Here is a 13,178-nt window from a genome sequence, read left to right on the forward strand (position 1 = left end):
GGGACGGGCCGGGGTGCCCCCGCAGCAAACTGACAACCTCGGCCGCCTTGAAGCGACTGACCCTTGAGCTGTCAGTTTGTGAGGAGGTGCCCCGGCCCGGCCCCGCCCGCACCACCCGGCGAACGAACCGCGAACCCCAAGCCCGGCCGGCGCTTGAGGCCAATCAGTGACCGGCACGGTCGAACCGGACAGACGGCCAAAAGACAGCCCGGCCGGCACTTGAGGCCATCTTGGGCCGGCACGGGCGAGCCGCGGCGCAGCCACACCCCAGCCCGGCCGGCGCTTGAGGCCAGCAGTGACCGGCACGGTCGAGACGGGCAGACGGCCAAAAGACAGCCCGGCCGGCGCTTGAGGCCAGTCAGGCGGCGCGGCCGGCGAACTCCGTGAGCCATCCCGGGAACTCGGCCAAGCCGGAGAGAACGACGTCGGCCCCGGCCCCCCACAGCTCCTCGGCGCTGCATCCCCCCGTGGCGACGGCCACAGCCACGGCCCCCGCGGCCCGAGCCCCCCGCACATCCCCAAGATGATCGCCGACGTACACGGAGGCCCCTTGCTCGCGCAGCGCAACCCCCTTGGCCTCGGCCCAGAGCCCCCCGACCACGAGGTCGGAATGGAGCCCGAGGTGGTCGAGGTGGAGCCGGGCGTGCGCCTCGTTCTTGGCGGTGACGACGAGCGACCGTCCCCCGTGGGCGCGCACCGCGTCCAGCGCCTCAGCCGCGCCCGGCAGGGCGAGCGACGGGACGATGGCCGTGCTCGGGTACAGCTCCCGGTAGCGCGCGGCGACAGCTGGCACCTGGTCGGCCGGGAACCAGCAGGCCAGCTCGGTCTCCAGGGGCGGCCCGAGCCGGGAGACGACCAGGTCGACGTCGATGGGGGTCCCGGTCTCGGCGGCGATCACGCGGTAGGCGGCGCCGATCCCCGGGCGGGAGTCGATGAGGGTCATGTCCAGGTCGAACCCGACGACGGGCCCCGCACCGCCGGTCGCCGGACGGGCGGCCGGGATTGCGGGGGAGGCCGGGACGGCGGCTCCGGCGGGCTCGGGGGCGGCGGGGGAGGTCAGGTGCTCGGGCATCCCCCCATTGTGCAGCCCCGGACAGCCGTACACTTAGCCAAGCCTAAGTGCCCGCGCAGAGCGGGGAATTGGGGTCATGTGCCCGAATTGACCGCACCGTCGTGCTGCCGTCCTCCAGCGCGGGCGTGGCCACGCCCGCGCCGGGAGGTGCCCCGGCCCGGGCGCCCCGGGACCCGGCGGTGCACGGGCGCGTACGGAAACCGAGCCCGTACCGGCGTACGGCAGGCAGCCCCAGCCGGAGGCACAGCCCCCCGAACCGAAAAGGACCCGATGGCCCCCGCCCCACCAGCCGCCCCGCCCCTGGCGAAGGCCCCGCCCGCCGCACCCCCGGCCCGCCGGGCCCTCGCCGTCCGCCGGGCCGGCTGGACGCTCGCCGCGCTGGCGGCGCTGCTGGTCGCGGTCGTCGCCAGCCTGGCGGTCGGCGCCCGTACCGTCGCCCCGGGCACCGTCGTGGAGGCCCTCCTCCAGGGCGCCACCGGGCCCGACGCCGAGGTGGTGCGGGAGATGCGGTTGCCGCGCACGCTGATCGGCGTGATGGTCGGCGCCGCGCTCGCCGTCGCAGGGACCGCCCTCCAGGGCATCACCCGCAACCCCATCGCCGACCCCGGCATCCTCGGCATCAGCCAGGGCGCCTCGGTCGGCGTGGTCCTCGCCATCGCCTTCGCGGGGGTGCACACGCTGGCCGGGTACGTCTGGTTCGCGTTCGCGGGGGCGGGGCTCGCGGCGGTCGCCGTGTACGCGGTCGCGGCGGGCGGCCGGGGTGGCGCGACCCCCGTGAAGCTGGCATTGAGCGGCGCCGCCATCAACGCGCTGCTGGTCTCCGTCACCACCGCCGTCCTCACCACCAGCGCCAGTGCCCTGGACGAGTTCCGGTTCTGGAACGTCGGCGCGCTCTCCGGCCGGGACGCCGCCGTCGCCTCCCAGGTGTGGCCGTTCCTGCTGGTCGGGCTCCTCCTGGTGGCGTCGGTGGCCCGGGGCCTGGACGCGCTCGCCCTCGGCGAGGACATCGCCAAGGGCCTCGGTCAGCGCGTCGCCGCCGTACGGATCACCGCGGGCGCCGGAGCGGCCGTCCTCACCGGCGTCGGGGTCGCCGCCGCCGGACCGATCGCCTTCATCGGCCTCGCCGTCCCGCACATCGTCCGCCACCTGGTCGGCGGCGACCACCGCTGGGTGCTCCCGCTGGCCGCCCTCACCGGCCCCGTCATGCTCCTCGCCTCCGACACCGTCGGACGCGTCCTCTTCCCGCCGGGCGAGGTCCCCGCCGGAGTCATGACCGCGCTGATCGGCGTGCCGTTCCTGGTGGCGCTGGTCCGCGGAAGGGCGGTGAGCGCGTGAAGCCCGCCCCCGGGGCACCGGCCGCCCCTGTCCCCGCGCGCAGGCCGACCGCCGCACGCCCCACCCGCGTACGCCCCTTCGTCCCGCCCGCCGGGACCGACCGCCCCCTCCCCACCCCGCGAACGGCGCCCCCCGCATGAAGACCGCCACCCCCGCCGCGCCCCCGCCCACGGCGCCCGCCGCCGCACCGGCGGCCCCCGCCCGCGTACGCCCGGCCGGGCACACGTCCCTGCGCCTCGGGCCCGTCAGCCTGCTGATACCCGTCCGGGCGGGGGTGACCGCCGCCGTGCTGGCGGGCGTGCTCGCCGTCGTCTGTGTGGCCTACCTGAGCGTCGGGGAGGCGTTCGTCGCGCCCGGCTCCGTCGTCGACGTGCTGCTCGGGCGGCCCTCGCCGGACACGCTGGTCGTCGGCGAGCTGCGGCTGCCGCGCATGGTGGCGGGGCTGTACGTCGGGGCCGCGTTCGGGATCGCGGGCGCGCTCGTCCAGACCGTCGCCCGCAACCCGCTGGCCAGCCCCGACCTGATCGGCGTCAGCCAGGGCGCGAGCGCGGCCACCGTCGCCGCGATGACCTTCGGCGTCACCTCGTACGCCGTGCTGCCCTGGATCTCGGTGGGCGGCGGGCTCCTCGCGGCGCTCCTCGTGTACGTCTTCGCGTGGCGCGGCGGGTTGCAGGCCACGCGGTTCGTGCTGGTCGGGATCGGCTTCGCCGTCGCCCTGCGGGCGTTGACCACACTGTTCCTGACCAAGGGGGACCACACCGTCGCCCAGCAGGCCCAGGTGTGGATGAGCGGTTCCCTCAACGGCCGCGCCTGGCCCGAGGCCGCCCTCGTCGGCTGGACCCTGCTCGCCGCCGTGCCCGCCCTCGTCTGGGCCGCCCGCGCCCAGCGCACCGTGACCCTGGACGACGCCACCGCCACCGCGCTCGGCGCCCGCCTCGGCCGGGCCCGCCTCGGGCTCGTCCTGACCGGCGTGGTCCTCGCCTCGGTCGCCACCGGCGCCGCCGGGCCGGTCGACTTCGTCGCCCTGCTCGCCCCGCAGATCGCCCGGCGCCTCGCCCGTACCGCGCAGATCCCGCTGGTCTGCTCCGCCCTCGCCGGAGCCGTCACCGTGGTCGCCGCCGACCTGCTGGCCCGCCGCCTCTTCGCCCCGACCGAGCTGCCGGTGGGTGTCCTCACCGCGGCCGTCGGCGCCCCGTACCTGATCTGGCTCCTCGTCACCCGACACGGCCCCCGCGCCACCGGAGGCACCCGATGACCCGCACCGCCCCCGCCCGCCTCACCGCCCGGGATCTCACCCTCGCCTACGAGGACCGCACCGTCGTCCCCGGCCTCGACCTGGACATCCCCGACGGCCGGGTCACCGTCATCATCGGCCCCAACGCCTGCGGCAAGTCCACCACCCTGCGCGCCCTCGGCCGGCTGCTGCGCCCCGCCGACGGCGCCGTCCTCCTCGACGGCACCGAACTGGCCCGGCTGCCCACCCGGCAGATCGCCCAGCGCATCGGCCTGCTGCCGCAGACCCCGGTGGCGCCGGAGGCGATCACCGTCGCGGACCTGGTGGCGCGCGGCCGCCAGCCCCACCAGCGGTGGTGGCAGCAGTGGTCCGAGGAGGACGAGCGGGCCGTCACCGACGCCATGGCCCGCACCGCCACCACCGCCCTCGCCGACCGCCCGGTGGACGCGCTCTCCGGCGGCCAGCGCCAGCGCGTCTGGATCGCCATGGCCCTCGCCCAGGAGACCGAACTCCTGCTCCTGGACGAGCCCACCACCTACCTCGACCTCGCCCACCAGGTGGAGGTCCTCGACCTGGTCCGCCGCCTCAACCGCGAACAGGGCCGCACCGTCGTCCTCGTCCTGCACGACCTCAACCAGGCCGCCCGCTACGCCGACCACCTGATCGCCCTGCGCGAGGGGCGCATCGTGGCCGAGGGCGCCCCCGCCGACGTCGTCACCGCCGACCTGGTCCGCTCCATCTTCGGCCTGGAGTGCGTGGTCGTCCCCGACCCCGTCACCGGCTCCCCGCTCGTCGTCCCGGGCGCGCCCTGGGACACGCACCCCGAGCCGCCCGGACCCGCCGCGACCCCCGTCCCCTCCGAAGCAGAAAGCAGGGCCACCTCATGACCCGACGCCCCCTCCTCGCCGCCACCGGCGCGCTCACCCTCGCCGTCACCCTCACCGCCTGCGGCTCCGGCGACGACACCGCCGCCGAGGCGGGCAAGGACGCCGGAGCCACCCGTACGGTCAGGACCGCGATGGGCGAGGTGAAGGTCCCGGCCGAGCCGAAGCGCGTCGTCGTCCTCGACACCGCCGAGCTGGACTCCGCCCTCACCCTCGGCGTGAAGCCGGTCGGCGCCGTGCGCTCCGACGCCGCGGGTGGCTTCGCCGGCTACCTGCCGAAGAAGGAGCTGGCGGGGGTCGAGAACGTCGGCGTCATCGCCCAGCCCAACCTGGAGGCGATCGCCGCCCTCAAGCCCGACCTGATCCTCACCTCGAAGGTCCGCGACGAGGCGCGCTACTCCCAGCTCAGCAAGATCGCCGCCACCGTGATGACGGAGAACACCGGCTACCCCTGGAAGGAGAACTTCCAGCTCCACGCCGAGGCCCTCGGCAAGAAGAAGGAGGCCGAGAAGGCCGTCGCCGCCTACGACAAGCGCGCCGCCGAGGTCACCGAGGCGGTCGGCGGTCCGGCCAAGGCCAAGGAGACCGAGGTCAACGTCGTCCGCTTCGTCGAGGGCGCCGACATCCGCATCTACGGCAAGAAGAACTACATCGGCACCGTCCTCGCCGACGTCGGCCTCGGCCGCCCCGCCATCACCGACAAGGCCACCGACGGCTTCTCGTACGACGTCAGCCCCGAGAAGATCGACCTGGCCGACGCCGACGTCGTCTTCACCGCCACCTACGGCGACCCGGACAAGGCCAAGGAGACCGAGACCACCAAGTCCGCCCTCTGGCGCTCCCTGACCGCCGTCAAGTCCGACGCCGTCCACAAGGTCGACGACGAACTGTGGATCCAGGGCATCGGCTACACCGCCGCCCAGCAGATCCTGGACGAGATGGAGAAGGCGCTGACGGCCTGACGCCTGACGGCCTGAGCACGGGCCCCGTTCCGGCCGTCCCCCGAGCGCCCGACCGGCGTCACCGGTCGGGCGCTCCGCGTTCCGCCCCCCCTCGGGGCCTGTGTACGGCACGGGCCCGCGTGCCTCCGTCACTCACCCGCCGCGCCGCACAGGCGCCCCCTGCGCCGCCCGCCTACGGTCGGCTCCATGCACCCCCCTGCGCGCCGGCGGACTCGCCGACGCGGGCCACTCCGGCGTGCTGTCCCCGTCGCCCTCCCGGGGAGCCGGCTCGCGACGGCGAGCCCCGCGGTCCGGTGGCACCGGCCGTCGCCGGGCAGGCGACGTACGTCGCCCCGTCCGCGTCCGGGAGGCGTACCCCGCACGCCGAGGACGCCGGCGGATCGTCCTGACGAAAGGAAGCACCATGCAGTACGTCCCCCTCGGCGCGTCGGGGCTCAAGGTCTCCCGGCTGGCGCTCGGCACCATCACGGCGGGGAACGACCCCCAGTTCGCCGCGATCGCCGGCCTGGACGCCGACGCATACCGGCGCCTCTTCGACATCGCCTTCGACGCCGGGGTCAACCTGGTCGACACCGCCACATGTACTCCCTCGGCCAGGCCGAGGAGATCACCGCGCAGGCGCTGGCCGGGCGGCGCGACGACATCGTCCTCACCTCCAAGGTGCGGATGCCGCTGGGCGACGGCCCCAACGACGGCGGGGCGAGCCGCTTCCACATCCTGCGCGAGGTCGAGAACAGCCTGCGCAGGCTGCGCACCGACCACCTCGACCTGCTGTACACCCACCAGTGGGACGGCGTGACCCCTGTCGAGGAGACCCTCGCCGCCCTCGACACCCTGGTCCGCGACGGCAAGGTCCGCTATCTCGGCACCTCCAACTACAGCGCCTGGCAGCTCTCCAAGACGGTGTACACCGCCCGCGCGCTGGGCCTGACCGCCCCCGTAGTCCAGCAGATGTACTACACCCCCGAGGCCCGCGAGATCGAGTACGAGATCCTGCCCGCCGCCGCCGACCTGGGCATCGGCACGTTCGTCTGGAGCCCGCTGGGCGAGGGCCTGCTCACCGGCAAGGTCCGCCGGGGACAGAAGACCCCGGCCACCACCCGGCAGGGCACCGACTGGCCCGAGCCGCACGTCACCGACTGGGACCGGGCCTACGACATCATCGACACCCTGGACGGCATCGCCGGGCGGCACGGCGTCTCCGTGCCCCGGGTCGTCCTCGCCTGGCTGCTCGACCGCCCCGGCGTCACCGGCATCGTCCTCGGCGCCCGCAGCGAGGAGCACCTGCGCGACAACCTCGCCGCGGCAGAGCTGGAGCTGACCGACGAGGACCGGGACGCCATCACGCGCGTCTCCCAGCTCCCCGCCTACTACCCGTGGTGGCACCGCTCCCTCAACGCCACCGACCGGCCCGATCCGGCCGAGTCCCCCTACCTGGCGGAGTTCCAGCGGTACGCCCTCCCGGACGCCTGACCGGGGGAGGCAGGGGTGGCGCGGAGCCCCCGCGCCACCCCTGAACTACGCCTCCGTCGCCGCCCGCGTCTCCCGCCGCTGCGCGCTGATCGAGCGCACCAGCCCGGCTCCCGCGACGAGGAAGCCGACGCCCATCAGCATGGAGACGAGGTAGGCGGCGGTCGGGAACGGGTCGGAGCCGAGGAAGAGGGGCGCGACGGTGACGAGGGTCGCCAGGGCGCCGATGATGAAGACGATGCCGCCGGTCTTCACGAGGCGGTCGCCGGGGGCCGGGGTCTGCTGGGTGGTGTCGGACACCGCTCCAGGGTAGTTCCCCGGCCTCCTGAACCTCCGCGCCGGGGTGGAGCGGATGGGATAGCTTCGCCGTGGGTACATCCCCCCTGATATGTGACCAGGACACTGCGGCCGAAGGGCGGCAGGGGCGAGAAGGGACAGTGCTTTGCCGACTGGCAAGGTCAAGTGGTTCAACAGCGAGAAGGGCTTCGGCTTCCTCTCCCGCGACGACGGCGGCGACGTCTTCGTGCACTCGTCCGTGCTGCCCTCCGGCGTCGAAGCCCTCAAGCCCGGACAGCGGGTGGAGTTCGGCGTGGTCGCCGGACAACGCGGTGACCAGGCCCTCTCCGTGACGCTCCTCGACCCGGCCCCCTCGGTCGCCGCCGCCCAGCGCCGCAAGCCGGACGAGCTGGCCTCGATCGTCCAGGACCTCACCACCGTCCTGGAGAACGTCGGCCGGCAGCTGGAGCGCGGCCGCTACCCGGACAAGGCCTCCGGCGCCAAGGTCGCCGGGATGCTCAGGGCCGTCGCCGACCAGCTCGACGTCTGAGCGACACCCGCTCCGCACGAGGTACGACGAGACCGCCGGGCTCCGGCGGTCTCGTCGTACGCGCTCCGGCTCAGGTCCTCACGGTCACGGGAAGCGCAGCGCGTCCGGTGCCAGGGGCGGGACCAGGCCCTCGGCCGCCGCCCGGGTCAGCAGGCCGCGGACGGCGGCGTAGCCGTCCTCGCCGAGGTCGGCGGTGAACTCGTTGACGTACAGGCCGATGTGCTGGTCGGCGACGTCCGCGTCCATCTCCTGCGCGTGCGCCAGGACGTACGGGCGGGAGGCCGCCGGGTCGTCCCACGCCATCCGCACCGAGGAGCGCAGGGCCTCCGCCAGCGCGGTGAGGCGCTCCGCGCCGAGCGCGCGGCGGGCGATGATCGCGCCGAGCGGGATCGGCAGGCCCGTCGTCGCCTCCCAGTGCTCGCCCATGTCGGCCAGCTTGTGCAGGCCGTAGTTCTGGTAGGTGAAGCGCGCCTCGTGGATGACCAGACCCGCGTCGACCTTGCCGTCCCGTACCGCCGGCATGATCTCGTGGAACGGCATCACCACGATCTCGCCGACCCCGCCCGGCACCAGGTCGGCCGCCCAGAGCCGGAACAGCAGGTACGCCGTCGACCGCTCGCTGGGCACCGCCACCGTCCTCCCGGCCAGCGCCCCCGGCAGGGCCGCCTCGCGGGTCAGCACCAGCGGGCCGCAGCCCCGGCCGAGCGCGCCGCCGCACGGCAGCAGGGCGTACTCGTCGAGGAGCCAGGGGAGCGCCGCGTAGGAGACCTTCAGGACGTCGTACTCGCCGCGCTCGGCCATGCCGTTGGTCAGGTCGATGTCGGCGAAGGTCACGTCGAGGGCGGGGGCGCCCGGGACGCGGCCGTGGGCCACCGCGTCGAAGACGAAGGTGTCGTTGGGGCAGGGGGAGTAGGCGATGCTCAGCCGCCCGCTCTCCGTCGCGGTGGCCTGTCCGCCGTCGTCCGTGCTGCTCCGCGTCATGTCGCCGCCCTCTTCCCTGCCGCTGCTTCCGCCCCCGGCCGCGCGGGGTCCGGCGGCCGGGTGGCGGGCGCGGCCGAAGCGCCGCGCCACCCGCTCACGGTACGAGCCGGGCCCGGGCCAGTGCGAAGGGGCTCCCCGCCCCGGCCGGGGCGAGCCGGACGAAGGCCGAGGTCAGCGCGGTCAGCGCGGCGGGAATCCGCCAGGCGTCGCGGTCGCGCGGGCCGATGGCGTTGGAGACCGCGCGGATCTCCAGCGCGGGCACGCCGTGCGCGGCGGCGGCCTCCGCGACCCCGAACCCCTCCATCGCCTCCGCCACCGCCGACGGGTGGCGGGCCAGCAGTTCGGCGGCGCGCTCCGCGGTACCGGTCACCGTCGACACGGTGAGGACCGCGCCCGGCACGAGCCCCGCCTCGCGGGCCGCCTCGACCAGCGCGGCGGGGGGCACGTGCGCGTCCGTACCGAAGCCCAGGCCGGTCACCGGGACGAACCCGTCCGCCGTCTCGGCGCCCAGGTCGGCCGCGACGATCCGGTCCGCGACCACCACCGCGCCCATAGGCGCCCGCTCGGCGAAGCCGCCGCCGATCCCGGCCGAGACGACCAGGTCGTACGGGTGCCCGGCCAGCCGCGCCGTCGTCAGCGCCGCCGAGGTGGCGCTCGCCGCGGCCGCCGGGCCCACCCCGGCGGCCAGCACGTCCGCGCCGGGCGTCCGCAGCAGTACCGCGCCGGGCAGGGCCGTCTCCTCCGGCGTGTCCGGCGCCCCGAACGCGCGCGCCACCGCGTCCCGCTCGGGCGGGACAGCGGTGGCGACGAGGAGCCGCACGGCGGGCGTGGGCAGGCGGGTCAGGACTCCTTCTCCAGCTTGAACGACCACAGGCCGGTCGCCGCGCTGCCGTCGTTCTCCAGGACCGACAGCACGGTGGAGTTGCCGGAGGCGCCGTACTGCTGGTTGAAGAAGACGCTGCCGGGGATCGTCCGGTACGTCTTGTTGGAGGCGTCGGTCAGCGGCTGGCCGTTCATCAGGATCGTCCAGCCCTTGTCGGCGATCTCCGGCTCCACACCGATGCGGACGTCGGCCTCGGTGTCGACCTTCACGGTCTTCACCCCGGCGCCGTCACCGGAGTCGCCGTCGCCCTTGTCCTGGAGGCACTCCTGGAGCCTCTTCTCGTCGAGCTTGTCGCCGCCGTTCCAGCACGTCGCCTCGGAGTTCACCGAGTCGGTGCCGATGGTGACGGTGGTGACCGCCGTCGGCTTGTCGCAGGCGGACAGGACGAGCAGGCCGGCGGACACCGCGCCGAGAACGGCGACGCCGCGGCGCGTGGCCGGGCTGAACTGACGTGCGGCTCCGCCGCGGGGCAGGGATGTCATGGGCGAAGGCTATCGGGCCCGTTGGAGGGTCACGCCACGCGGGGGTGCGGCGCGCCGCGTCTGGCCGACCCCAGCAGCGCCCGTACGGTCGTCAGCCAGCCGAGTGCCACGATCAGGGCGCCCACCGTCAGGCCGAGCGGCCCGCGCAGCGGCAGCGCGATCCCCACCGCGCCGCCCACCACCCACGCCATCTGCAGCAGCGTCTCCGAACGGGCGAACGCCGACGTCCGCACCAGCTCCGGCACATCACGTTGGATCAGCGCGTCCAGCGACAGCTTCGCCAGTGCCTGCGTGAACCCGGCGACCGCCCCCAGGACGGCGACCACCGCGGCGCTGAAGAACACCGCCGCGCACACCGCCACCGTCACCAGTACTCCCACCACCGTCACGATGATCAGCTCCGGCGCCCGGGCCCGCAGCCACGCGCCTACCGCCGTCCCCAGCGCGTTGCCCGCCCCCGCGGCCACCCCGACCACCGCCAGCGACACCGCGGCGCTCTGCCCCGTCAGCGGATGCTCGCGCAGCAGGAACGCCAGGAAGAAGATGAGGAAGCCGCTCAGACAGCGGACACAGGCGTTGGCGGTCAGCGCGTGCGTCACCGCCGGGCCCACCGTCCGCAGCCCCGGCCCCTTCCGCTTCCGCTCCTTGCCCCCCTCTTCCTGTACGGGCAGGCGTACAGGAACCTGAGCGGCCGCCGGCTCCCCGGACTCGGCCACGCCGTCCCAGCGGGCGTCCACCGCCGCCGCCAGATGCTCCTCGTCCGCCGCGAGCAGCGCCCGCCGCTCCCCGCGTGCCGAGTCCACCTTCGGCGGCAGCCGGAACGACAGGAACGCCCCGGCGAGGAAGAGGACGCACGCCCCGTACAGCGGCCAGCCCGGCCCGACCATCTGGAGCCCCGCCCCCACGGGCGCCGCCACCCCGGTCGCCAGCAGCCCGCCGAGCGTCACCCGCGAATTGGCCTTGACCAGCGAGAACCCCCGCGGCAGCAGCCGGGGCACCACGGCACTGCGCACCACCCCGTACGCCTTGGAGGCCACCAGGACGCCGAGCGCCGCCGGATACATCTCCAGGCTGCCCGTCGCCACCGCCCCCGACAGCACCAGCGCCAGCACCGCCCGCGCCAGCATCGACCCGGCCATCGCCGCCCGGCGCCCGTGCGGCAACCGGTCCAGCAGCGGACCCACCACCGGCGCCAGCAACGTGAACGGCAGCATCGTCACCGCCAGGTAGAGGGCCACGCGCCCGCGCGCCTCGTCCGTCGGCACCGAGAAGAAGACGGTCGAGGCCAGCGCCACCGTGATCATCACGTCACCGGCGCCGTTCACCCCGTGCAGCTCGATCAGCCGTCCGAGGCCCGACTCACCCGCACCCTGCGCGTGCGTCACCTTGCGGATGCCGCGCGCCGGTCCCGTCACGGGAGTCCGCAGCGCGCGGCCCACAACCCGGGCGGCCCTGCGCACCGGGCTGCGCTCCACATGCGGCGAGCCTGAGGCGGTCACGTGGTCATAGTGCCCCCTGGCGGGCCGACTATGACCCGATGCGTCCTGAGCCAACCCCTGTGGCCGAAGCGGGGCCGCGCCACACCCCGCCGAGAGCGCCTCCCGGCGCCCCCGCGACGCGCCGCCGAGCCCCCTGAGCGGCCCGGCTTCCCACGTCGGTGTGGGAGACAGGGCCGCGAGAGGGTAGCGTGCACTCACGCGCCTGCGGCGGTAGCTCCTGGCCGCGCGCCTCTTCGCGATCCCCCAGAATGGATCGCGTAGGCGTGCCCTGGACGATCGGGCGCGGACGTCGACGCGGCCCCTTGGTCCGCTCCGTCCGCTCCCCGTCCCCGTCGCATGCGACTTGTGAGACGGCGTAGGAGAGAAGCGATACCTGTGAGCGCAGCGACAACGCGAAGCCGCACCCCCGACCGCTTGTGCGCCGAGGCGGTCGACCTCGCCCGGTCCGTGGCCGAGGAGACCGCCGCACCCGGGGTGGTCGGCGAGCACCTCGCGGTCACCGCCGACGGCGACCGCGTCGCCACCCACTACTTCGCCTGCCACGACCTCGGCTACCGGGGCTGGCGCTGGGCCGTCACCGTGGCCCGGGCCTCCCGCGCCAAGTACGTCACCGTCGACGAGTCCGTGCTGCTGCCCGGCCCCGACGCCCTCCTGGCCCCCGAGTGGGTGCCGTGGAGCGAGCGGCTGCGCCCCGGCGACCTCGGGCCCGGCGACCTGCTCCCCACCGAGGCCGACGACCTGCGCCTCGAACCGGGCTGGATCGCGGGCGAGGAGCCGCCGCCCAACTCGGCCGTCTCCGACGACATGGCCGAACTGGTCGAGGCGGAGGACGCGGAGCTCACGGCCGGGCCGCCCGCGCAGCTGCCGCTCGCGCCCGAGCGCGGCTCCGTCGCCTCCGTCGCCGAGGAGCTGGGGCTGCGGCGCTCGCGCGTGCTCTCCCGGTACGGGCTGCTCGACGCGGCCGAGCGCTGGGACGCCCAGTTCGGGGCCGAGTCCGCGATGGCGCAGGCCGCGCCCGCGCCCTGTGTCAGCTGCGGGTTCCTGCTGCCGCTCGCCGGGTCCCTTCGGCAGGCCTTCGGGATCTGCGCCAACGAGTTCTCGCCCGCCGACGGGCGGGTCGTCTCTCTCGCCTACGGCTGCGGGGGGCACTCCGAGGCCGCCGTCATGCCTACGCCTCCCCGCCCGCCCGGCCCCACCCTGGATGAAACCCGCCTCGACCCGCTGCCCCTCGACTAGCCTCAAGCGCCAGCCGGGCTGAGTTTTGGCCTGAGCTCGGCTCGCCTGTGCCGGTCACTGCTGGCCTCAGGCGCCGGCCGGGCTTGGGGTTGGCTGGGCGCCGCTTGGCCGTGCCGGTCACTGATTGGCCTCAATCGCCGGCCGGGCTGGGGTGTGGCTGCGCCGCGTCTTGCCCGTGCCGGTCACTGATTGGCCTCAAGCGCCGGCCGGGCTTGGTTTTCGCGGTTCGTTCGCCGGGTGGTGCGGGCGGGGCCGGGCCGGGGTACCTCCTCACAAACTGACAGCTCAAGGGTCAGTCGCTTCAAGGCGGCCGA

General features: G+C 74.9%; 13 protein-coding genes. 7 read left to right on the forward strand and 6 right to left on the reverse strand.

Translation table 11 applies throughout. The annotated features are described in order from the left end of the window. Positions 1-358: 358 nt before the first annotated feature. On the reverse strand, positions 359-1,072 hold the full coding sequence (locus tag ACFWMZ_RS27520) for an HAD family hydrolase (protein ID WP_383183150.1): 714 nt from the start codon (positions 1,070-1,072) through the stop codon (positions 359-361). 270 nt (positions 1,073-1,342) lie between these two features. Between ACFWMZ_RS27520 and ACFWMZ_RS27525 the strand changes: the two genes are divergently transcribed. The 5 genes from ACFWMZ_RS27525 (at position 1,343) to ACFWMZ_RS27545 (ending at position 6,960) form a co-directional block, all read left to right on the forward strand. Then, positions 1,343-2,407, forward strand: coding sequence for a FecCD family ABC transporter permease (locus ACFWMZ_RS27525; protein ID WP_383183149.1), 1,065 nt, complete (start codon positions 1,343-1,345; stop codon positions 2,405-2,407). A gap of 136 nt (positions 2,408-2,543) precedes the next feature. After that, on the forward strand, positions 2,544-3,662 hold the full coding sequence (locus ACFWMZ_RS27530; protein ID WP_383183147.1) for a FecCD family ABC transporter permease: 1,119 nt from the start codon (positions 2,544-2,546) through the stop codon (positions 3,660-3,662). After that, positions 3,659-4,528: an ABC transporter ATP-binding protein gene (locus tag ACFWMZ_RS27535; protein ID WP_383183145.1), complete on the forward strand. Its 870-nt coding sequence runs from the start codon at positions 3,659-3,661 to the stop codon at positions 4,526-4,528. Before ACFWMZ_RS27530 ends, ACFWMZ_RS27535 begins: the two co-directional genes overlap by 4 nt. Then, positions 4,525-5,487 (forward strand): ABC transporter substrate-binding protein, encoded by a 963-nt coding sequence (locus ACFWMZ_RS27540; RefSeq protein ID WP_383183143.1) that lies wholly within the window; start codon positions 4,525-4,527, stop codon positions 5,485-5,487. Before ACFWMZ_RS27535 ends, ACFWMZ_RS27540 begins: the two co-directional genes overlap by 4 nt. Positions 5,488-6,066: 579 nt before the next feature. Further along, the gene (locus tag ACFWMZ_RS27545) at positions 6,067-6,960 is read left to right on the forward strand and encodes an aldo/keto reductase (RefSeq protein ID WP_383204845.1); all 894 of its coding nucleotides are present in this window, start codon (positions 6,067-6,069) and stop codon (positions 6,958-6,960) included. Between the two features lie 45 nt (positions 6,961-7,005). Here the strand turns inward: ACFWMZ_RS27545 and ACFWMZ_RS27550 are convergent, their stop codons facing one another. Further along, a complete protein-coding gene (locus ACFWMZ_RS27550) occupies positions 7,006-7,257 on the reverse strand; it encodes a hypothetical protein (RefSeq protein ID WP_383183139.1) in 252 nt (83 codons plus the stop codon). 142 nt (positions 7,258-7,399) lie between these two features. On the opposite strand from ACFWMZ_RS27550, the gene ACFWMZ_RS27555 reads away from it, so the two are divergent. Further along, positions 7,400-7,783, forward strand: coding sequence for a cold-shock protein (locus ACFWMZ_RS27555; RefSeq protein ID WP_383183137.1), 384 nt, complete (start codon positions 7,400-7,402; stop codon positions 7,781-7,783). Between the two features lie 84 nt (positions 7,784-7,867). Here the strand turns inward: ACFWMZ_RS27555 and ACFWMZ_RS27560 are convergent, their stop codons facing one another. From ACFWMZ_RS27560 to ACFWMZ_RS27575, 4 genes are all read right to left on the reverse strand, one after another. Continuing rightward, a complete protein-coding gene (locus ACFWMZ_RS27560; RefSeq protein ID WP_383183135.1) occupies positions 7,868-8,764 on the reverse strand; it encodes a 1,4-dihydroxy-6-naphthoate synthase in 897 nt (298 codons plus the stop codon). A 94-nt stretch (positions 8,765-8,858) separates the two neighbouring features. Further along, a complete protein-coding gene (locus tag ACFWMZ_RS27565; RefSeq protein ID WP_383204848.1) occupies positions 8,859-9,584 on the reverse strand; it encodes a futalosine hydrolase in 726 nt (241 codons plus the stop codon). Positions 9,585-9,604: 20 nt separating this feature from the next. Beyond that, complete coding sequence (locus ACFWMZ_RS27570) at positions 9,605-10,129, reverse strand: DUF2771 domain-containing protein (RefSeq protein ID WP_383183133.1); 525 nt, start codon at positions 10,127-10,129, stop codon at positions 9,605-9,607. Positions 10,130-10,158: 29 nt separating this feature from the next. Further along, on the reverse strand, positions 10,159-11,589 hold the full coding sequence (locus tag ACFWMZ_RS27575; protein WP_383183152.1) for an MFS transporter: 1,431 nt from the start codon (positions 11,587-11,589) through the stop codon (positions 10,159-10,161). Between the two features lie 414 nt (positions 11,590-12,003). Between ACFWMZ_RS27575 and ACFWMZ_RS27580 the strand changes: the two genes are divergently transcribed. Then, positions 12,004-12,864 (forward strand): DUF3027 domain-containing protein, encoded by an 861-nt coding sequence (locus ACFWMZ_RS27580; RefSeq protein WP_383183131.1) that lies wholly within the window; start codon positions 12,004-12,006, stop codon positions 12,862-12,864. Positions 12,865-13,178: the final 314 nt, after the last annotated feature.

It is taken from the genome of Streptomyces sp. NPDC058373, from assembly GCF_042723275.1.
GTDB lineage: Bacteria > Actinomycetota > Actinomycetes > Streptomycetales > Streptomycetaceae > Streptomyces.

Excerpts from the sequence above, each read along its gene's own strand:
- ACFWMZ_RS27530 (WP_383183147.1), top strand. The coding sequence starts at position 2,544 with ATGAAGACCGCCACCCCCGCCGCGCCCCCGCCCACGGCGCCCGCCGCC.
- ACFWMZ_RS27560 (WP_383183135.1), bottom strand. The coding sequence starts at position 8,764 with ATGACGCGGAGCAGCACGGACGACGGCGGACAGGCCACCGCGACGGAG.
- ACFWMZ_RS27535 (WP_383183145.1), top strand. The coding sequence starts at position 3,659 with ATGACCCGCACCGCCCCCGCCCGCCTCACCGCCCGGGATCTCACCCTC.
- ACFWMZ_RS27570 (WP_383183133.1), bottom strand. The coding sequence starts at position 10,129 with ATGACATCCCTGCCCCGCGGCGGAGCCGCACGTCAGTTCAGCCCGGCC.
- ACFWMZ_RS27525 (WP_383183149.1), top strand. The coding sequence starts at position 1,343 with ATGGCCCCCGCCCCACCAGCCGCCCCGCCCCTGGCGAAGGCCCCGCCC.
- ACFWMZ_RS27545 (WP_383204845.1), top strand. The coding sequence starts at position 6,067 with ATGTACTCCCTCGGCCAGGCCGAGGAGATCACCGCGCAGGCGCTGGCC.
- ACFWMZ_RS27540 (WP_383183143.1), top strand. The coding sequence starts at position 4,525 with ATGACCCGACGCCCCCTCCTCGCCGCCACCGGCGCGCTCACCCTCGCC.
- ACFWMZ_RS27520 (WP_383183150.1), bottom strand. The coding sequence starts at position 1,072 with ATGCCCGAGCACCTGACCTCCCCCGCCGCCCCCGAGCCCGCCGGAGCC.